Source organism: Kutzneria buriramensis (assembly GCF_003387475.1).
In the GTDB taxonomy this organism is placed as follows: domain Bacteria; phylum Actinomycetota; class Actinomycetes; order Mycobacteriales; family Pseudonocardiaceae; genus Kutzneria; species Kutzneria buriramensis.
This window is the reverse complement of record NZ_QUNO01000012.1, coordinates 36922-55057: the sequence shown is the minus strand read 5'-3', so window position 1 is coordinate 55057 and position 18136 is coordinate 36922. Positions and strand designations below refer to the sequence as shown.

The window sequence follows — 18136 nt, the reverse complement described above, 5'->3', positions numbered from 1 at the left end:
GGGTTTCCTACATCCGTTCCGGGGCGGAGACACCCAGCAGGGCCAGCCCGTTGCGCAGCACCTGCCGCGTGGCGCGGAGCAGGTGCAGCTGCGGGACCGCCCGCGCCGACACCTCCTCGTCGCCCTTGGGCAACACCTTGGCCAGGGGGTCCTTGTCGTCGTAGTACTTGTGGAAGGCGCCGGCCAGCTCTTCCAGGTACCGCGCCACCCGGTGGGGCTCGCGCAGCTCGGCCGCCGAGGCGACGACCTTCGGGAACTCGCCGAGGGTGCGGATCAGCGCACCCTCCTTGTCCAGGGTCAGCAGGCCGAGGTCCGCGTCGGCGACCTCGCCCAGGTCGATCTTCAGGTCGGCGGCGTTGCGCAGCACGCTGCTCACCCGGGCGTGCGCGTACTGCACGTAGTAGACCGGGTTCTCGGCGGTGGTCTTGCGCAGCAGGTCCAGGTCGATGTCCACGGCCGAGTCGACCGAGGACCGGATCAGCGAGTACCGGGCCGCGTCCACGCCCACGGCGTCGACCAGGTCCTCCAGCGTGATCACCGTGCCGGCGCGCTTGCTCATCCGCACCGGCTTGCCGTCGGAGACCAGGTTCACCATCTGGCCGATCAGCACCTCGACGGTGTCCGGGTCGTCGCCCAGCGCCGCCGCGGCCGCCTTGAGCCGGCCGATGTAGCCGTGGTGGTCCGCGCCGAGCATGTAGATGCACAGGTCGAAGCCGCGGTCCCGCTTGTCCTTGAAGTACGCGATGTCACCGGCGATGTAGGCCGGCGCGCCGTCGCTCTTGATGACGACCCGGTCCTTGTCGTCGCCGAAGTCCTTGGACCGGATCCACCACGCGCCGTCCTGCTCGTACAGGTCGCCGGAGGCCTTCAGCCGCTCGACGGCGCGGTCCACCGCGCCGGACTCGTGCAGCGAGTTCTCGTGGAAGTAGACGTCGAAGTCGGTGCCGAAGTCGTGCAGGGTCTGCTTGATCTCGTCGAACATGAGGTTCACGCCGACCCGCCGGAACGTCTCGTCCCGCTCGGCCTCGGGCAGCGAGAGCACGCTCGGCTCGGCCTTGACCACCTCGGCCGCGATGTCGTTGATGTAGCCGCCGGCGTAGCCGTCCTCGGGGGCCGGCTCGCCCTTGGCCGCGGCCACCAGGGACCGGACGAACCGGTCGATCTGGGCGCCGGCGTCGTTGAAGTAGTACTCCCGGGTGACCTCGCCGCCCTCGGCCTCGAGCACCCGGCCCAGGGCGTCGCCGACCGCGGCCCACCGGGTGCCGCCCAGGTGCACCGGGCCGGTCGGGTTGGCGGAGACGAACTCCAGGTTGATCTTCTTGCCGGCCAGCAGCGTGTTGTGGCCGTAGCCGGCGCCCTGGGCCAGCGCCTCGCGCACGATCGCGCCCTGCGCGTCGGCGTCCAGCCGCAGGTTCAGGAAGCCCGGCCCGGCCACGTCCACCGCGGCGACGCCGGTCTGCTTGGTCAGCGCCTCGGCCAGCCAGCCGGCGAAGTCCCGCGGGTTCACACCGAGCTTCTTGGACACCTGGAGGGCCAGGTTGGTGGCGTAGTCGCCGTGCTCCGGGTTGCGCGGTCGCTCCACTGTCACCTCGGCCGGAAGCACGCCGGAGTCCAGCCCTCGGGAGGCGAGGACGTCGACGGCGGTGGAGCGGACGAGGTCGGCAAGAGCGGCTGGAGTCACCGGAGCAGTCTAGGCAAGCGTATCCGCACGTCGCGATGGGGTTACGGGTGTCCCAGTCACTGGACCCGACCTGGTCTGACGGAATTCTCATGCCGGGTCCCTACACTGGCCGCCGAAGGTCTGGACCGATGTGGTCCAGCTCACGATGCCAAGGGCGGGGAGATGGCCGGCGGGAAGAAGAAGGGCGGCGCGAAGAAGAACGCCGTCAGTTCGGCGCGCGGACAGGTGGTGGCCGGCAAGGGCAAGCCGTGGGGCACCATCGCCGCGATCGTCGTGGTGGTGTTGCTCGCCGGCGGCGTGTTCGGCTACGCGTACTGGCAGATCAACCAGAAGAACGCGGCCCAGGCCGCGCTCACGCAGTGGCAGCCCAGCGACAGCAACCACGACCCGTCGACCAAGATCCAGGGCGTCGTCGTCAAGGACTACAAGCAGGGCCAGCATGTGCAGCCCACCCAGCGGGTGGCCTACGACCAGTCGCCGCCCTTCGGCGGCCCGCACGACGGCTTCTGGGCCGCGTGCAACGGCATCGTCTACCCGAACGCGGTGCGCAACGAGAACATGGTGCACGCGCTGGAGCACGGCACCGTCTGGATCGCCTACAACCCGGACAAGATCAAGGGTCCCGACCTCGACACGCTCAAGCTCAAGGTCACCGGCAAGCAGAACATGATGCTGTCGCCGTACCCGGGCCTGGACAAGCCGATCTCGCTGCAGTCCTGGGGCCACCAGCTGAAGCTGGACAGCGTGACCGACCCTCGGATCGACGAGTTCATCTCGGCGCTGCGGACCAACCAGTACGAGACCCCCGAGGTCGGCGCCAGCTGTGACGCCCTGGGCCCGGGCCAGTTCGACCCGAACAACCCGCCGCCGTTCGACCCGTCCAAGCCGGGTCCGGACGCGATCCCGATGAGCGGCACCGGCGCGCAGAACGCCACCAACGAGCAGCAGCCCGGCATGCCGCCGGCCACCGCGCCGTCCGGCTCGGGCACGCCGACCACCGGTTCGGGCGCCCCGACCACCAAGCCGTCGAGCTGATGACCGACACCGAGGAACTCGACGAGGTCGCGGAGGAGCTGCCCACCGGGCCGGTCTCCGCGACCACGCGGGTGCTGGTGCTCGCCGCCGCGGCGGTGGCCATCCTGCTGCTGGGCGCCGCCGTCGGGCTGCTGATCAAGCTGCCCGGCGGTTCGTCGGACTCGGCCAACCCCGTCGCCGGCTCCGTCGAGGTCGGCTTCGCCCAGGACATGTCGCTGCACCACCTCCAGGCCGTCACGATGGCCAACTGGGAGCTCCAGCACACCCAGAACGCGGAGCTCAAGCAGCTGGCGTTCGACATCGAGACGACCCAGGGCGACCAGGCCGGGCGGATGCGCGGCTGGCTCATGTTGTGGGGCCAGCCCGAGCAGTCCCCGACCGGGCGCTACATGGCGTGGATGGCCGGGCCCAGCGACGGCATGGCCGGCATGCCGGGCATGACCAACAACCAGATGCCGGCCAACGGCGTCGACCACATGCCCGGCTACGCCACCCAGGCGGAGATCTCCAAGCTCCAGACGCTGACCGGCACGGACATGGACAACTTCTTCCTCCAGCTGATGCTGCGCCACCACCTCGGCGGCGCGCCGATGGCGCAGTTCGCCGTGGACCACTCCACGGTGTCGGCGGTGAAGGTGTTGGCGCAGAACATGCAGGCGTCGCAGAACGCCGAGGTCGAGCAGATGCGGCAGATGATGGCGGCGCGGAACATCCAGCCGCTGCCGATGAACTGAGCCTGATGCAGGGAAGGACGCCTTACCCGCGTTGAACGAGGGTGAGGCGTCCTTCCCTGCATTGAGTCGTGCCCGCTTCGGAGGGGGAGACGTCCAGGGAGCGGACGATTTCTGGCGGCGCGGCGGACCGCTCCCTGAACGTGAGGTGACCTGACCCCCGTCTCGGCCTGCCTCGTTTATCCCCTTGTGCGACCCTTCCCTCCGAGGAGGTGCCGCTACGCTATGCCACCAATCACAGCCTTGGCTTCCCCCAAACGAGTGAAACGTTAAAAGGAAGCGTTCGCATCGCTGCGCTGCGTCACCAAATTCTCGCCGCGCCGCTCGAAGACGATGTCCTGGGCCGCGCGCAGGCCGGTGGCGATCGCGCCGGTCAGCACCGCGTCCTCGCCCAGCTGGCCAGGAGCGATCCGGGGCATCATCGGGCTGATCTCGTGCAACGCCTTCTCCAGCGGCTCGATCAGCAGGTCCGTGTTCGAGCCGATGCCGCCGACCAGCAGCACCACCTCGGGATCGATCACCGCCGACACCGACGCCACCAGGAAGGCCAACTTGGTCGCCTCCTGCTCGACCACGGCCAGCGCGCCGGCGTCACCCTGACGGGCGAGCTGGAACACCTCGCGGGCCGAGCCGGCGTGCCGCACGCCGTGCTCGCGGGCCAGCTGCACCACCGAGTTCGCCGCCGCGGCCTGCTCCAGCATGCCGGGCGTGGCCGGCGTCCAGCCCTCCGAGTCGGCGTCCACCCAGCCGTAGGGCAGATAGCCCACCTCGCCGGCAGCCCCGTGCGCCCCACGGAACAGCTGCCCGTCGACCACGATGCCCATGCCGATACCGGTGCCGACGTTCACGCAGACGAACACGTCCACACCGCGCGCCGCGCCCTGGTCCCGCTCGCCCACCGCGGCCAGGTTGGCATCGTTCTCCACCAGCAGGCCCGGGCCGAGCACCGCCTCCAGCTCGTCCAGCAGGCCCCGCCGGCCCCAGCCGGGCAGGTTCGGCGCGTAGTGCAGCATCCGGCCGCGGCGGTCCGGCACGCCCGGGCTGCCGACGACCGTCAGGACCACATCGGACAGTGCCATGCCGGCCTGGCCGACCACGTCCGTGGCCATCTCGTGCACGGTGCGCACCAGCGCGCTCGCCGAGCGGCACCGGTTGGGTTCGTCCACTTTGGCCACGACGTTGCCGGCGAGGTCGGCGACGGCCAACCGCAGCCGGCCGCGGCCGATGTCGATGCCCAGCACGTGTCCGGCCGCCGGATCGGCCTCGTACAGCACCGCCGACCGCCCCGGGCCGGCCGACGTGCGGCCCGCCGGCCGGACCAGGCCGTCCTGCTCCAGGTCGAGCAGCGCCTGCCCGACCGTGGGCTTGGACAGTCCGGTGTCCTTGGCCAGGCTCGGCCGCGTGGCGGCGCCGCCCCGGCGCAGCCGGTCCAGCACGATTCGCTGGTTGAGCTCCCGCATGCTCGCGGGAGTGCCGACCTGTGGCGCCCTCACACCGCCTGCCTCCGTGTCCAGGGGCCAAAGCCCCGCCGACCTCCCATAGTAGGAGTTGCCCGGATCAGTGGACGTGAGCAGCCATGGCGCGCCGCAGAGCTGCGAACGTCGGGTACACCGAGACCCCCGGATCGGCGTCGGCCGACCGGCCGAACGACACCATGGTCCAGACCAGCTCGCGCCCCAGCCCGGCGGTGTAGACCACCACCCCGCAGGTCGCGCAGCTGGCCACCGCCGCCACCGGCGCGGCCGCCAGCGGATGGTCGTCGGCGATGCCCTCCACCAGCTGTTTCTCCAACGCGCAGCGCTGGTCGGTGGTCGCGATCAGCCACGACTGCGGGAACAGTCCGGGCGGCGTCACGGGGCCAGTCTCCCGCAAGATCAGGTCACGACTTCGTCGGCAGTCACACTCGGCGTGTTCCCCCCGCACGGCCTTTATGTTAAGAACCTTTCCTAATTCCAGAGCCAGGGAGGTGGGCGTGGCTACGTTCACGCAGAAGGGGCAGTCGGGCCTCGAGCGCCGGATCGGGCCGTGGCAGGCGACCGCCATCAACATGACGCAGATGTGCGGCATCGGGCCGTTCCTCACGATCCCGCTGATGGTCACGGCGATGAACGGGCCGCAGGCCATGTTCGGCTGGGTCATCGGCGCGATCATCGTGCTGGCCGACGGGCTGATCTGGGCCGAGCTCGGCGCGGCCATGCCCGGCGCCGGCGGCACGTACATCTACCTGCGGGAGGCGTTCCAGTACCGGACCGGGCGGCTGATGCCGTTCCTGTTCGTGTGGACCGCGGTGTTGTTCATCCCGCTGATCATGTCCACCGGCGTCATCGGCCTCGTCCAGTACCTCGGGGTGCTGTGGCCGGCGGTGGTGGACGACACCGGCGCCGTCAACACGTTCGGACACGTGGTCGGCGTGGTCATCACCGCCCTGGTGGTCGTCCTGCTGTACCGCAAGATCGGCGACATCACCAAGGTCACCACGGTCTTCTTCGGCGTGATGCTGGTCAGCATCCTCGCCGTGATCGTCGCCGCCTACACCCACTTCAGCGCAGCACTGGCCTTCGACTTCACGCCGGGCGCGTTCGCCGGCGGCGGCGCGTTCTGGACCGGCCTCGGCGCCGGCCTGGTCATCGCCGTGTACGACTACCTCGGCTACAACACCAGCGCCTACCTGGGCGGTGAGGTGAGCGAGCCCGGCAAGACGCTGCCGCGGTCGATCATCGTGTCGATCGTCGCGATCATGGCCCTGTACCTGCTGCTCCAGATCGGCATCCTCGGCGCCGTGCCGTGGCAGGACGTCGCCAAGTCGTTCTCGGTGGCCACCCTGGCCGTGCAGACCTCGTGGGGCGCGGGCGTGGCCAACGTCGTCACCGCGCTGATCGTCGTCACCGCGTTCGCGTCGGTGTTCGCCGGCCTGCTCGGCGGCTCGCGGGTGCCCTACGAGGCCGCCCGCGACAAGCTGTTCCTGCCGGTGTTCGCCAAGCTGCACCCGAAGGGGCACTTCCCCACCGCGGGTCTGCTGGTGATGGGCGTGATCACGGCCATCGCCTCGCTGTTCCCGCTGACCGTGGTGATCAACGCGCTCACCGCCGTCATCGTGCTGGTGCAGTCGGTGGCGCAGATCGCCGCGCTGGTCGTGCTGCGGCGGCGCCAGCCGAACCTCGAACGCCCGTACAAGATGTGGCTGTACCCGGTGCCGTTGGTGATCGCGTTCGTCGGCTGGGCGTTCCTGTACTACTCGACCGACTCGCTGTCCCAGATCCTGTCGGTCGCCTGGGTGATCGTCGGCGTGGCCGCGTTCCTCATCTGGGCCCGCGCCGAGCAGGTCTGGCCGTTCGGGCCGAAGGAGATCAACGAGGAGTACCTCACGACATCGACGTCAGCCGAGTGAGCTCGTCGTCGATGTCGACCCACAGGTGCTCGTTGCCGGGCATGACGACCTCGTAGGTTTCGTCCAGGAACTCGGCGAGGTCCTCGGCCGCGGCCTCGAACACGGCCTGGCCGGACGGGGAGTGCAGCTCGACCACGACCATCTCGACATCGCTGTCCGACGGCCTGATCCGGATGTCGCCCTCACCGGCGTCGCCGATCAGGCCGTCGGCCAGCAGGTCCCGGGCGAAGGCCCATTCCACGCAGTCGTCGCGGCCCGGCCGGAATGCCGCCACCACCGCGAACGGGTCCAGCGTGTCGTAGCGCAGCTCGACCTCCAGCGGCACCAGGAAGTCGTGCGCGGCCAGGAAGCCGAAGTCGACCCTCGACGTGATCACCTTGCGGTCGTTGCCCATGTCGTCCATCCCCTTCGCTCTCTCACGTCATCACCCGTGACAGAGGTGGGACGCAGCACCGCCGGGATACCCACGCGGCTTTCACAGAAGACACCCGAAAGGGTGCCGTCACCAACTCAGGTCACGGCACTTCGAGGTGGCTTCGCGGGGCTCGACCTGGACCGTCGCGTGCTCCAGCCGATAGTCCTCGGCCAGCAGTTTCTGGGCCCTGACCAGCACGTCGCCCGGCTCGCTGCCGGGGGCGACGGTGAGGTGCGCGGAGGCCACCTCCATGCCCGATGTGAGTGTCCACACATGGACGTCATGGGCCTCGGTGACGCCGTCCAGGGCGGTGAGGTCAACACATAGCTGCCGCACGTCCACCCGTTCGGGCGCGTGCTGGAAGAGGATGCGCAGCGCGCGGCGGGCCAGGCCGTAGGTGCGGGGCAGCACGAACAGGCCGATGGCGACCGCGATGACCGGGTCCGCGTAGCGCCAGCCGGTGGTCAGCGTGATCAGACCGCTGATCAGGACGCCCACCGAGCCCACCAGGTCGGAGAGCACCTCGAGGTAGGCGCCGCGCAGGTTCAGACTCTCCTTCGCGCCCTCGCGCAGCAGGAGGAAGGCCACCGCGTTGATGGTGAGGCCCACGATCGCCGTCAGGACGACGGGCAGGCCCGGCACCTCCGGCGGGGCCGTGAAGCGCTCGATCGCTTCGTACAGGACGTAGCCGGCGACCGCGAACAGCAGGACCGCGTTGGCCAGCGCCGCGAGCACCTCGGCCCGGTACATGCCGAAGGTGCGGTTCTGGTCCGTGCGGTTCTTGGCGGCCAGGATCACTGCCGCCAGGGCGAGTCCGATGCCGACGACGTCCGTGAGCATGTGCGCGGCGTCCGAGATCAGGGCCAGGGAGCCCGTGGTGACGCCGACGACCACCTCCACGGCGAGGAACGTCGCGCCCAGGCCCAGGGCCGCCCACAGCCGGCCCACGTGCTGACCCGACGCGCTGGCGTGGCCGTGTCCGTGCCCCATCGCTTGTCCCCTTCTGTCCGGCTCGCCGTCGAACATATAGCGACATGCGCATAAGTTCAATAAGGCAAGCCTAGCTTTCCGCCACGAACTCGGTGATCCAGCTCGCGACCACCTCCGGATGAGTCTGGATCACCCAATGTCCCGCCGGAGCCCGCCGTTCCGTGAGGTCGCCACACCACTCCCGCGCCGACGCCGCCAGCGCCGGCGTCACGTACCTGTCCCGCGTCGGGACAATCTGCAACACCCTCGTCGTGATCCTCCTGGGCTCATGCCCGCGTCCCAGGTTCTGCCGGTACAGCGCCAGGCCGTTGCTGTCGAACCACAGATCCGCCAGCTTGGGGATCCGAAAGAAGGCCATGTACCAAGACCGGGCCAGCTGGGTCACCGTTGCCCTGGACGGGAAGTTCTTGCGGTACCAGTGGCCCGCGTGGCCCAGATCCGGGCCCGAAATCGCCGTGAAGGACGCGAAGAGCTCCGGCCGCTCCGACACCGCCCGCCACCCCTGCACCGCTCCCCAGTCGTGTCCGACCAGGTGAACCCGCTCCCCTGTGGCCTCCGCCACACGAAGCACGTCGTCCGCCAACTGCTCGATCCGGAAGCCGGCTTCGTCAGCCGGCGCCTGCGAGCCGCCCACCCCTCTGACGTCGTAGCGCACCACGTGGAACCGGTCCGCCAGCTGTCTGACCAGCGGATCCCACACCCTCGCCGTATCCGGGAACCCGTGCACCAACACCAAGGTCGGCTTCCCCGGATCGCCGTCCCCGTACACCGCCAGCCGCAGCCCGTCCGCCGTGATCGTCTCCTCCACGCCGATAGACGGTAGGCCGTGCAAAACCACGCCGCGCCATGCTGTAGGCTTCTCCACGTTGAGCAACGGGCCCCCGTAGCTCAGGGGATAGAGCACCGCCCTCCGGAGGCGGGTGCGCAGGTTCGAATCCTGCCGGGGGCACATCACAGGACACGCGAAACGGCTCTCGACTCAGTCGAGGGCCGTTTCGCGTGCAGGTCGGGTTGCTACCTAACGGTCGGCCCGACCCTGAGGACATCCTTGTCGAGGCCGCCGAGTAGGAGGCTAGGTCCCGCAGTCCGCACATCGGCGTGCCGGTGCGCGGACCGCGGATTTAGCGGGTTCAGCCGATGGTGCTTACCTGCTGGGTGAACGTGTTGTTGGCGGGGTTGATGTCGCCGGCGAACTTCGTGGCGTTGGCGGTGATGGTGGCGTTGCTCAACGCGCCGGTCACCTTGACGACGATCGTGACGTGCACGGTGGTGTGGGGCGCGACGAAGGAATTGAAGGAGCCGAAGGAGGCGTACTGGCCGGAAACGGCGGCGGGCAGGCCGCCAGTGGCGGTTGCTGACACGGGGGTGATTCCGGTCGGGAACGCGACCGAGCCGTTGAGGATTTCGGCGGCGTCGCTCAGGTTGGCCGCGTCGACGGCAATGCTGACCTGATCGCCCACGTGCAGTTGGTCGGGCACGGTGAGCGCGGTGATCGCGGTGTCGAGGTGGGCCTCGACGAAACCGGCGTCGATCGGGTTGATACGCCGGCCGGTGTCGACCCGAACCGGAGAGCCGACGGACTGGGTCAGCGGATCGAAGGCGGAATCCCCACCGGATCGGGTGAGCCCGTAGGTCGGATCCGGCGTGCCGGCCGAAAGCTGGTAACTGCCGGCGGGAAGGTCCTGGATCGCGTAATTCCCGGACGCGTCACTCGCGGCCGCGTTGTTGTGCCGAAGATTCGGTTCGTAGGCGGTGAAGTTGACGCCGGCCAGCGGCGGCTCGCCTGGCTGGCGGAGACCGTCGCCGTTGCTGTCGACCCACGCCTTCCCGACGATCGTGCCGCCCCGGATCCCGAAGTCGGCCGTCGCCCGGCCGCCCGCCGGCACCGTCACGCACACCGCGGGCGCGGTGGTGCTGGCGTAGCCGGCCTGGGCGCCGCTGACCTCGTACACGCCCGGCTTCAAGCCGTCGAGCGCGTACGTGCCCTTGATCATGTCGGTGGTGATCGTGGTGCTGGTGCCGTCGGCCACATCGGTGACGGTGACGGTGGACGCACCGAACGCGGGCTCCCCGTTGTCCTGCCGGTGGTCGGAGTTGCGGTCGAACCAGACTAGGCCGGCGATGCTGCCGGTGCCGGTGTCGGCCCACGCGGTCGCGGCCCCGAGCAACGGGCCCGCGATCACCGCCCCCGCGGTCGCCGCGATGAGGCCACGCCTGACCAGACTGCCGTAGAACATGTCTCCCCCTATAGGTGATAACCCATCCCTGTCAATGCACGTTCAGCTCGGCAAGCGGGATTGGCCGTCGGTAATTCCGCAAAGCCGCCGGCGCTTCGCTCCCCGCAATTACACAGACGCTCGGGCACCGCGAGGGTTGCCCGGGCGGGGTGCTCGCTGTGGGCGAATCTGCTGACAGCAGCAAAGGGATCCGCCACGGCCGCGAGCGCGGGATGGTCGGGGCATGACGAACGACGACGGGCCACGGCTGTTCGACCACCGACTCCGAGACCGGTTCCTGGACCAGCGGGTGCTGGTGCTGGACGGTGTGCTGGACGACGACAACGGGACGGTGCTGGCCACGCAGATGCTGGCGCTGGCGAGCGATGATCCACGCAAGGACATCGCGCTGTGGATCCACTCACCGGGCGGCTCGGTGCCGTCGATGCTGGCGATCCGGGACGTGATGCGGCTGGTGCCGTGCGACGTGGCGACGCTGGCGCTGGGACTGGCGTGCAGCGCGGGGCAGTTCCTGCTGTCGGCGGGCACACCGGGCAAGCGGTTCGCGCTACCGCACGCCAGGATCCTTATGCACCAAGGGTCTGCGGGCATCGGGGGCTCGGCGGTGGAACTGGAGGTTCAGGCGGACGACCTGCGCTACACGAGGGACACGGTGCTGGGGATCGTCTCGGAGGACACGGGCCAGCCGCTGGAGCGGATCTTCGCGGATTCCTTGCACGACAGGTGGTTCACGACCGAGCAGGCCCTGGAGTACGGCTTCATCGACCGGGTGGTCGACAGCCTCGACCAGGTGGTGCCGGTCCGCACGCACGCGTTGGGACTGGGGGCGAAGGCATGAGCACGTACACGATTCCCAACGTCATCACCCGGGTGGCGGGCGGCGAGCGGATCATGGACATCTACTCGCACCTGCTGTCGGAGCGGATCGTCTACCTGGGCACGGCGATCGACTCGGGCGTGGCCAACGCGCTGATCGCGCAACTGCTGTTCCTCAACGCGGAGAATCCGGACCAGGAGATCGACCTGTTCATCAACTCCGAGGGCGGCGACCCGTCGGCGATGTTGGCGCTGTACGACACGATGCGCTTCGTCACGGCGCCGGTCGCGACCACGTGCGTCGGCCAGGCGGTGGCGACCGGCGCGGTGCTGCTGGCGGCGGGCGCGCCGGGTCGGCGGACGGTGCTGCCGCACTCACGGGTGGTGCTGCACCAGCCGGCGGCGCAGGGACGCGGCACGATCCCGGACCTCATCCTCCAGGCGGACGAGGTCGTGCGGGTACGCACCCAGCTGGAGAAGATCCTCTCCGCGCACACCGGTCACGGCGTCGAGGAACTGCGGCACGACACCGACCGCGACCGGGTGTTCGACGCGGCGGGCGCGGTGGCGTACGGCCTGGCGGACCGGGTGTTGGAACCCGCGCAGCTCAGGCGGCCATGAGCACGGGGCCGGCCGGCCTGGTGTGCTGACGGACGCCGACGGAGATCTCGGCGAGCAGGTCGGCCAGCTCGATGCCGAGCGCGCCGGTGACCGCGGCGATCATCTCGCTCGACGGCTCCTTGCGGCCCCGTTCGATCTCGGACAGGTACTGCGGCGAGATGCCGGCGCGCTCCGCGACGTCGACGAGGCGGCCGCCCTGCTGTTCCCGGGCGGCGCGCAGGCTTCGGCCGAGGGCCTCGCGCCACAGCGGTTCCGGGGTGCGCCTGCGCGGGAACTGAAGGATGTCCGCCATGGGGTCACGATGGCATCGGTGCCGCACCCGGCGGCACCGATTCCGCTCCCGGCAGAACTCAGAACTCGTCGGCGTGGGTGAGTTCCTGCTCCAGCGCGTCGGCGCGGTTGACGAGGAGCTCGAGGGGGCGCGCGAACTCGTCGAGGACGCTGAGGTCCTCCAGCGGGGCCACGTGCTTGAGCAGCGCGACGCCGTCCACGACGGCGGCGCCGCCGATGGTGGCCTCGCCGGCGAGTTCGAGCAGGCGGCGCAGGTCGATGGCGTCGGCGCGGCCGACCGGCGAGGAGATCTCCAGCCACTCGACGCCGTCGAGGTCGGGGACGTGGTGCACGGCGACCTGCTGCGTGCGGTCGCCCTCGCACTCCAGCCGGAACCGCAGCCAGGAGCCGGTGTCCTCCAGCACCTCGTGCCGGGTCCGGACATAGTTGATCACGTCGGTCCAGGTGGTCACTCGCGTCCCTTTCGCCTACGAGCCTCGCGCCGCCACAGCATCGCATGCCGCGCCGGAGCGGCAGAGCGGAATCGCCGGACGGTCAGCGCGCGACCAGACCCAGCAGCAGCGTGGTGAGGGCCTGCTGGACGGTGTCGCGGTCGGCGCCGTTGGCGATCATGACGCCGGCCTCGGTGACGGCGCTGAGCACGAGCTGGGCCAGCGCCGGCACGGACGGGGCGACGACGAGACCGGCGGCGACGGCGGAGGTGAGCATGGCGGTGATCACGCCGAGGCCGTGGCGGGCCTCGATCTCCCGCCACCCGGCCCAGCCGAGCACCGCGGGCGCGTCGGTGAGGCAGATGCTCAGGACCTCGGGCCGCTGGCAGATGTCGAGGTAGCTGGTGACGCCGACGGCCATGGCGGCCAGGTGGTCGGGGGCGCCGGCGGTGGCGGCCTCGACCTCGGCGGTGATCTCGGCCTCCACCTGCTCGAACACGTCCCGGAACAGGGCCTGCTTGTCGGCGTAGTGGTGGTAGAGGGCCCCGCGGGTGACGCCGGCGGCGCGCACGATCTCGTCGGTGGACACGGCGGCGTAGCCCCGCTCGGCGAACAGCGTCCGGGCGGCGGCGGTCAGGGCGGACCGGGTGGAGCGGGTGCGCTCCTCCTGGCTACGACGTGGCACCCAGAAAGTTCACCATGAGGCGGGCCAACGCCTGCGGCTGGTCCTCGGGCACGAACGTGTACGAGTCGTCGATCAACTCCAGCCGGGCGTCGGGCAGCACGGCGGCGAGCCGCCGGGCGAGGGAGAGCGGGAACAGCTTCTCCTCACGGGCCCAGGCCAGCAGCACGGGCCGCGTGAACGAGCCGAGACGCGAGGCGGCGGCGAGGGTGTGCCGGTTGTGCACGGCGGAGACGAACCGCCGGAGGTCACGGCGGATCGCCTTGGAACCACGGCTGGGCCGCAGGTACGAGTCGACGACGTCGGCCGGCACGGGCCGCTTGGCCACCCACCCGAAGGTCATGGGCAGCCGGTGCAGGGCCCGCAGCCGCAGGGCCTGCACGAGCAGCCAGGTGGCGCCGGGCAGGCGCAGGAACCCCGGCAGCGGCGCGAACACCGAAGGGAAGAAGGCCTCGAAGCAGTCACACGGGGTGAGCACGACCCGCCCGATGCGCTCGGGGTGATCGGCCATCACGAGCTGGGTGATCGCCCCGCCGGTGTCGTTGGCGACCAGGGTGACGTCGGTCAGGTCCAACGCGTCGAGGAACTCCGCCACCAGCGCGGCCACGCCCGGCGGCGTCAGATCGGCGCCGGGCACGGCGATGGAATGCGCGCCGAGCGGCCAGTCGGGGACCAGACACCGGTAGCCGGCGCCGGCCACGACCGGCACGACCTTGCGCCACAGGTCGCCGTTGACCAGCAATCCGTGCACGAAAACGACGGGCGGACCCGAGCCGACCTCCTGGTACCGGAGGCGGCCGCCGCTGAGCTCGATCTCCATGGCGATTAACATACAGACTGTATGTATGTTTTGTCGAGGGTCTCCTACACCTGACCACTCCTCACATCCAGGGGCTTTGGGTCATTGTGAGCAGCACCCCTGCCAAGATCGGGCCTATCCCTCGACGACATCGCCTAGGTTTGAGGGGGACTTCGCCGATCATCCTGAGGGGGCGCCGTGGAGACCGGGACCGAGAATCCGCAGCCGAGACTGGCCCGCCACCTCGCGATGGCCGAGGTCTATGCAGATCAGACCCTGTCCCAGCGGTTCGCCAGCGACCTGAACCACCTGCTCGCCGAGACGAAGGCGACCGCCCGCGAGCGCTCCGCCGGCTGGGACGAGTGGCTGGCGGCGGTCACCCGGACCCTGGGACCGTCGCTGGCGGGCATGGTGATCCCGGCGCAACCCGCGACCGCGCCGGTGATTCCGGCCAACCAGCGCCACTTGTGGCGCAACCGGCTCAGGGTGATGCGCGAGGCGGTGGTCTCCGAGCCACAGCCGTGGCCCGAGCTCCGCATGACGGTGGCGCGGCTGTACCTGGACCTGTTGGCGGCCGGCGTCTGGGAGGCGGGCGAGGAGTGGCGGCCGGAGCTGCGCGACGTCGTGTCGACCCTGCCGCTGCGGGACGGCGAGAGCGTCCCCGGCCAGCTCGAGTCGTACCTGAGCTCGCTCGTGGCGGTGTGCCTGGCGCTGCTGTGCCAGGAGGCGGACCTGTTCGGCAGCGGCCCGAACGACGCGATCGCCAAGTCGGCCTGGGACAAGGCGGCCGAACTGGCGGCGTTCGCGGAGGCGGAGCAGGCCGAGCGCTACCTCTACAACCCGGACCAGCCCTACGCCCGGGTCGCCACCCGCACCGACGTGGACTGGGTGATCGAACTGGCCGTGGACTCGGCCGACGACCCGCACGCGGAGCTGCGCGCGGCGTTCGAGAGCGCGGGCCTGGACGTGGATCTGATCGACAGCGTCTGGGTGTCCAAGGGCACGTTCAAGAACCCGCGCCGCGCGGCGGCCCGCATCGCGACGCTGGTCGGCGGCGACTGCGTGACCATGGCGTACAACGACAAGCGGGCCAGCGTGATCATCCGCAGCGGCCGCGAGGTGGTGGTGGCCGACTCCACCGCCCCGCGCTGGCGCTACTACAAGCTGACCACGATGGCCACGCCGGAGTCGCTGCTCGGTGACGCAGAGGGACTGCCGCCGACCCGGGAGAACGACCCGTTCCGGCCGGTGCCGGGGCGGGTGCAGGCCCTGTTCGCGGCGGCCGATGTCAACGCGCAGCACATCCTGATGCTGTTCGACAGCTTCCGGCCGCGCCTGCGCTAACCCAGCACGCGGATCGGCGAGCCAGCGGCGAACGCGTCGATGTCCTCGACCGCCTCGGCGAAGTACCGGCTGTAGTTGCCGTACGTGACGTAGCCGAGGTGCGGCGTGGCCAGCACGGTCGGCAGCGTCCGAAGTGGATGGTCGCCGGGCAGCGGCTCGAGGTCGAACACGTCGAGCCCGGCTCCGGCCAGCCCGCCGGCGGTCAGCGCGGCGATCAGGGCATCGGTGTCCACGATCGCCGCCCGCGAGGTGTTGACCAGCAGCGCGGACGGCTTCATGGCGGCCAGCGCGGCCGCGTCGACCAGGCCCCGGGTGCGGTCGCTCAGCGCCAGGTGGATCGAGACGATGTCGCTGTCGGCCATCAGGGCCTCCAGCGACAGGGCCAGCCGGGCGCCCACCGCTTCGGTCCGCTCGGACGTCAGGTTCTGGCTCCAGGCAAGGACGTCCATGCCGAAGGCGCGTGCGATCGCGGCCACCCGGGTGCCGATCTTGCCCAACCCGATCAGCCCCAACGTACCGCCGGCGAGATCCGTGCCGACGGTGCTCTGCCACGGACCGCCGGCGCGGAAGGCCACGTTCTCGGGCACGAGGTGCCGGCACAGCCCGAGGATGAGCGCCCACGTCAGCTCGACCGGCGGCTCGGACCGGCTGGCCGTCCCGCACACGGTCACGCCGTGCTCGGCAGCCGCCGGGAGGTCGATGGACGCGTTGCGCATGCCGGACGTGATGAGCAGGCGCAGCTTGGGCAGCCGGGCGAACAGCGAGGCGGGGAACGGGGTCCGCTCCCGCATGATCACCACGACGTCGAAGTCGGCCAGCGCCGTGGCGACATCGTCCTCGGACGACATGTGCTCGCGGAAGACGGTGACGTCGACCCGGCTCCAGTCGGCCAGGGACAACGCCGCGTCCTGGTAGTCGTCGAGCACCGCACAGCGCAACATCAGGGAACCTCCGAGAGCCGGTACTGGGTGGGCGACTGGCCGAACAGCCGCTTGAACGCGTGGGAGAAGGCGAAGGGCGACTCGTAGCCGACCTGGCGGGCGACGGCCGTCAACGGCGCGTCGGAGTCGCGGAGCAACCGGGCGGCGCGGGTCATCCGCCACCACGTCAGGTAGGCCATCGGCGGTTGGCCGACCAGCGCGGTGAACCGCCGGGCGAGCGTGGCGCGGGACTGGCCGACCAGCGCGGCGAGCTCGGGCACGGTCCATGGACGCGCCGGGTCGTCGTGGATGGCGTGCAGCGCTTGAGCGACCGCGGGGTCCGCCAGCGCGGCGGACCAGCCGGCGCCGGCGTTGTCCTCCAGCCAGGCCCGGAGCATGTAGACGAGGAGCAGGTCGAGCAGCCCGGAGACGACGGCGTCACGGCCGGACCGGTCGGTCTCGACCTCGCCACCGAGCAGGTCGATCGCGGCCCGCAGCTCGGGGTGGCGGCCGACGGTCGCGGGCAGGTGGACGATCTCGGGCAGCTCGGTGAGCAGCGGGTGCGACCGGGACCGGTCGAGCCGGTACTTGCCGCACAGCAGCTCGGTGCCGTCGCCGGCGAGCCGGTGCGCGCTGCCGTGCGGAAGCAGCACGACATCGCCGACGTTGAGTTTGACGGGATCGCCGAAATCGCTGAGCAGCTCGCAGTTCCCGCGGAGCAGCACGTGGAAGCCGGCGCCCTCGTAGGCGTCGAACGGCATGTGCCACCGGACGTCCACCGAGGTGCGGTTAGAGGACGGCCGCCCGGTGCGCAGCACGGCGATCACATCGCTGACCACGTCCATGACGTGAGCGTATCAAGCATGAGATCGACCTGCACAAGCATTGGAACGCTCAAGGCTGAGCGGCAGACTCAAGGCATGGAACTGGGTGAAGTCGAGATCGTCAGGGTTGTGGAGCTGCACGGCGAGTTCGGGCCGCTGCGTGAGATCGTGCCGGGTCTGCCGGATCCGGCGCCGGCGTGGCTCGCGCCGGACCATCACTCCCCGACCGGCGGCATGCTCGCCGCGGCGCAGACCTGGGTGCTGCGCGTGGGCGGCCGGACAGTGCTGGTCGACACCGGCGTAGGCAACGACCGCGTGCGGCCCAATCCGCTGTTCACGGGCTGGCAGACGGATTTCCTGGAGCGGCTGACCGCGGTGGTGGATCCGGCCGCGGTCGACGTGGTGATCAACACGCACGTGCACGCGGATCACGTGGGGTGGAACACGCGACTCGAGGACGGCGAGTGGGTGCCGACCTTCCCCAACGCCAGGTACCTGATTCCCCGGGCGGACGCGGAGTACTTCAAGGGCACGGCGGTGCACGACGACAGCATCGCGCCGATCATCGATGCGGGGTTGGCCACGTTGTGGGAGAACAGTTTCCGGGTCGACTCGGCGCTGGAGTTGGAGGCCGCGCCCGGGCACACGCCGGGATCGTCGGTGCTGCGGCTGCGGTCGGGCGGGGACCGGGCGGTGTTCGTCGGCGACCTCGTGCACAGCCCGTATCAGGTGACGGATCCGTTGTGCAACAGCGTGTTCTGCCTTGACGAGGGGCAGGCGCGGGCGAGCCGGCGGCGGGTGCTGGCTCGGGCGGCGGCGGAGCACGAGCTGGTGGTGCCGGCCCACTTCGGCGGGCACGGGGCGGTGGAGGTGGCCGAGCGCGGCGACGGCTTCGCCATCACCGGCTGGGCGGGCTTCGAAACGCCGTGAG

At 70.3% G+C, this 18136-nt stretch carries 20 protein-coding genes and 1 tRNA gene; 8 read left to right on the top strand and 13 right to left on the bottom strand.

Features of this window, described 5'->3' with window-relative positions; translation table 11 throughout:
* Positions 1 to 7: 7 nt before the first annotated feature.
* Positions 8 to 1681 carry an arginine--tRNA ligase gene (argS, locus tag BCF44_RS32045; RefSeq protein ID WP_116178177.1) on the bottom strand — a complete coding sequence of 558 codons (1674 nt, stop codon included), beginning with the start codon at positions 1679 to 1681 and terminating at the stop codon, positions 8 to 10.
* Positions 1682 to 1843: 162 nt separating this feature from the next.
* On the opposite strand from argS, the gene BCF44_RS32040 reads away from it, so the two are divergent.
* Together BCF44_RS32040 and BCF44_RS32035 are read left to right on the top strand one after the other, a co-directional pair.
* Positions 1844 to 2716 (top strand): thioredoxin-like domain-containing protein, encoded by an 873-nt coding sequence (locus BCF44_RS32040; protein WP_116178176.1) that lies wholly within the window; start codon positions 1844 to 1846, stop codon positions 2714 to 2716.
* Entirely contained in the window at positions 2716 to 3450 is a 735-nt protein-coding gene (locus BCF44_RS32035; protein ID WP_116178175.1) for a DUF305 domain-containing protein, read from the top strand. Before BCF44_RS32040 ends, BCF44_RS32035 begins: the two co-directional genes overlap by 1 nt.
* A 266-nt stretch (positions 3451 to 3716) precedes the next feature.
* On the opposite strand, the gene BCF44_RS32030 is transcribed toward BCF44_RS32035, so the two are convergent.
* Both BCF44_RS32030 and BCF44_RS32025 read right to left on the bottom strand, forming a co-directional pair.
* A complete protein-coding gene (locus tag BCF44_RS32030; protein ID WP_116178174.1) occupies positions 3717 to 4907 on the bottom strand; it encodes an ROK family transcriptional regulator in 1191 nt (396 codons plus the stop codon).
* A gap of 97 nt (positions 4908 to 5004) precedes the next feature.
* Positions 5005 to 5301, bottom strand: a complete 297-nt coding sequence (locus BCF44_RS32025; protein ID WP_116178173.1) for a hypothetical protein — start codon at positions 5299 to 5301, stop codon at positions 5005 to 5007.
* A gap of 118 nt (positions 5302 to 5419) precedes the next feature.
* Between BCF44_RS32025 and BCF44_RS32020 the strand changes: the two genes are divergently transcribed.
* A complete protein-coding gene (locus BCF44_RS32020) occupies positions 5420 to 6835 on the top strand; it encodes an APC family permease (RefSeq protein ID WP_281283161.1) in 1416 nt (471 codons plus the stop codon).
* Here the strand turns inward: BCF44_RS32020 and BCF44_RS32015 are convergent.
* From BCF44_RS32015 to BCF44_RS32005, 3 genes are all read right to left on the bottom strand, one after another.
* Positions 6810 to 7229 carry an SsgA family sporulation/cell division regulator gene (locus tag BCF44_RS32015; protein ID WP_116178470.1) on the bottom strand — a complete coding sequence of 140 codons (420 nt, stop codon included), beginning with the start codon at positions 7227 to 7229 and terminating at the stop codon, positions 6810 to 6812. The two genes, BCF44_RS32020 and BCF44_RS32015, sit on opposite strands and share 26 nt — an antisense overlap.
* A gap of 108 nt (positions 7230 to 7337) precedes the next feature.
* Entirely contained in the window at positions 7338 to 8240 is a 903-nt protein-coding gene (locus BCF44_RS32010; RefSeq protein WP_116178171.1) for a cation diffusion facilitator family transporter, read from the bottom strand.
* A gap of 70 nt (positions 8241 to 8310) precedes the next feature.
* Positions 8311 to 9048, bottom strand: coding sequence for an alpha/beta fold hydrolase (locus BCF44_RS32005; RefSeq protein WP_170217857.1), 738 nt, complete (start codon positions 9046 to 9048; stop codon positions 8311 to 8313).
* A gap of 69 nt (positions 9049 to 9117) precedes the next feature.
* Here BCF44_RS32005 and BCF44_RS32000 point away from each other — a divergent pair.
* Positions 9118 to 9189, top strand: a tRNA-Arg gene (locus tag BCF44_RS32000).
* A 181-nt stretch (positions 9190 to 9370) separates the two neighbouring features.
* On the opposite strand, the gene BCF44_RS31995 is transcribed toward BCF44_RS32000, so the two are convergent.
* Positions 9371 to 10477 carry an SdrD B-like domain-containing protein gene (locus BCF44_RS31995; RefSeq protein ID WP_116178169.1) on the bottom strand — a complete coding sequence of 369 codons (1107 nt, stop codon included), beginning with the start codon at positions 10475 to 10477 and terminating at the stop codon, positions 9371 to 9373.
* Positions 10478 to 10700: 223 nt separating this feature from the next.
* On the opposite strand from BCF44_RS31995, the gene BCF44_RS31990 reads away from it, so the two are divergent.
* Positions 10701 to 11315, top strand: a complete 615-nt coding sequence (locus BCF44_RS31990; RefSeq protein WP_116178168.1) for a ClpP family protease — start codon at positions 10701 to 10703, stop codon at positions 11313 to 11315.
* Complete coding sequence (locus tag BCF44_RS31985; protein ID WP_116178167.1) at positions 11312 to 11914, top strand: ClpP family protease; 603 nt, start codon at positions 11312 to 11314, stop codon at positions 11912 to 11914. Before BCF44_RS31990 ends, BCF44_RS31985 begins: the two co-directional genes overlap by 4 nt.
* Here the strand turns inward: BCF44_RS31985 and BCF44_RS31980 are convergent.
* From BCF44_RS31980 to BCF44_RS31965, 4 genes are all read right to left on the bottom strand, one after another.
* Positions 11901 to 12206, bottom strand: coding sequence for a helix-turn-helix domain-containing protein (locus tag BCF44_RS31980; protein ID WP_116178166.1), 306 nt, complete (start codon positions 12204 to 12206; stop codon positions 11901 to 11903). The genes BCF44_RS31985 and BCF44_RS31980 overlap by 14 nt on opposite strands.
* 58 nt (positions 12207 to 12264) lie before the next feature.
* Positions 12265 to 12657 (bottom strand): hypothetical protein, encoded by a 393-nt coding sequence (locus BCF44_RS31975; protein ID WP_116178165.1) that lies wholly within the window; start codon positions 12655 to 12657, stop codon positions 12265 to 12267.
* An 82-nt stretch (positions 12658 to 12739) separates the two neighbouring features.
* Positions 12740 to 13321 (bottom strand): TetR/AcrR family transcriptional regulator, encoded by a 582-nt coding sequence (locus BCF44_RS31970; protein ID WP_147328710.1) that lies wholly within the window; start codon positions 13319 to 13321, stop codon positions 12740 to 12742.
* Positions 13308 to 14138, bottom strand: a complete 831-nt coding sequence (locus tag BCF44_RS31965; RefSeq protein ID WP_246015834.1) for an alpha/beta fold hydrolase — start codon at positions 14136 to 14138, stop codon at positions 13308 to 13310. Before BCF44_RS31965 ends, BCF44_RS31970 begins: the two co-directional genes overlap by 14 nt.
* A 177-nt stretch (positions 14139 to 14315) precedes the next feature.
* Between BCF44_RS31965 and BCF44_RS31960 the strand changes: the two genes are divergently transcribed.
* Positions 14316 to 15461 (top strand): hypothetical protein, encoded by a 1146-nt coding sequence (locus BCF44_RS31960; RefSeq protein ID WP_116178163.1) that lies wholly within the window; start codon positions 14316 to 14318, stop codon positions 15459 to 15461.
* Here BCF44_RS31960 and BCF44_RS31955 read toward each other — a convergent pair.
* Together BCF44_RS31955 and BCF44_RS31950 are read right to left on the bottom strand one after the other, a co-directional pair.
* Positions 15458 to 16399, bottom strand: coding sequence for a D-2-hydroxyacid dehydrogenase family protein (locus tag BCF44_RS31955; RefSeq protein ID WP_211353325.1), 942 nt, complete (start codon positions 16397 to 16399; stop codon positions 15458 to 15460). The genes BCF44_RS31960 and BCF44_RS31955 overlap by 4 nt on opposite strands.
* Positions 16400 to 16401: 2 nt before the next feature.
* Positions 16402 to 17226 carry an AraC family transcriptional regulator gene (locus BCF44_RS31950; protein WP_116178162.1) on the bottom strand — a complete coding sequence of 275 codons (825 nt, stop codon included), beginning with the start codon at positions 17224 to 17226 and terminating at the stop codon, positions 16402 to 16404.
* 75 nt (positions 17227 to 17301) lie between these two features.
* On the opposite strand from BCF44_RS31950, the gene BCF44_RS31945 reads away from it, so the two are divergent.
* A complete protein-coding gene (locus BCF44_RS31945) occupies positions 17302 to 18135 on the top strand; it encodes an MBL fold metallo-hydrolase (RefSeq protein ID WP_116178161.1) in 834 nt (277 codons plus the stop codon).
* Position 18136: the final 1 nt, after the last annotated feature.

Excerpts from the sequence above, each read along its gene's own strand:
- BCF44_RS31950 (WP_116178162.1), bottom strand. The coding sequence starts at position 17,226 with ATGGACGTGGTCAGCGATGTGATCGCCGTGCTGCGCACCGGGCGGCCG.
- BCF44_RS31990 (WP_116178168.1), top strand. The coding sequence starts at position 10,701 with ATGACGAACGACGACGGGCCACGGCTGTTCGACCACCGACTCCGAGAC.
- BCF44_RS31945 (WP_116178161.1), top strand. The coding sequence starts at position 17,302 with ATGGAACTGGGTGAAGTCGAGATCGTCAGGGTTGTGGAGCTGCACGGC.
- BCF44_RS32035 (WP_116178175.1), top strand. The coding sequence starts at position 2,716 with ATGACCGACACCGAGGAACTCGACGAGGTCGCGGAGGAGCTGCCCACC.
- BCF44_RS31985 (WP_116178167.1), top strand. The coding sequence starts at position 11,312 with ATGAGCACGTACACGATTCCCAACGTCATCACCCGGGTGGCGGGCGGC.
- BCF44_RS31980 (WP_116178166.1), bottom strand. The coding sequence starts at position 12,206 with ATGGCGGACATCCTTCAGTTCCCGCGCAGGCGCACCCCGGAACCGCTG.
- BCF44_RS32040 (WP_116178176.1), top strand. The coding sequence starts at position 1,844 with ATGGCCGGCGGGAAGAAGAAGGGCGGCGCGAAGAAGAACGCCGTCAGT.
- BCF44_RS32030 (WP_116178174.1), bottom strand. The coding sequence starts at position 4,907 with ATGCGGGAGCTCAACCAGCGAATCGTGCTGGACCGGCTGCGCCGGGGC.
- BCF44_RS31965 (WP_246015834.1), bottom strand. The coding sequence starts at position 14,138 with ATGGAGATCGAGCTCAGCGGCGGCCGCCTCCGGTACCAGGAGGTCGGC.
- BCF44_RS31995 (WP_116178169.1), bottom strand. The coding sequence starts at position 10,477 with ATGTTCTACGGCAGTCTGGTCAGGCGTGGCCTCATCGCGGCGACCGCG.
- BCF44_RS32015 (WP_116178470.1), bottom strand. The coding sequence starts at position 7,229 with ATGGGCAACGACCGCAAGGTGATCACGTCGAGGGTCGACTTCGGCTTC.
- BCF44_RS32010 (WP_116178171.1), bottom strand. The coding sequence starts at position 8,240 with ATGGGGCACGGACACGGCCACGCCAGCGCGTCGGGTCAGCACGTGGGC.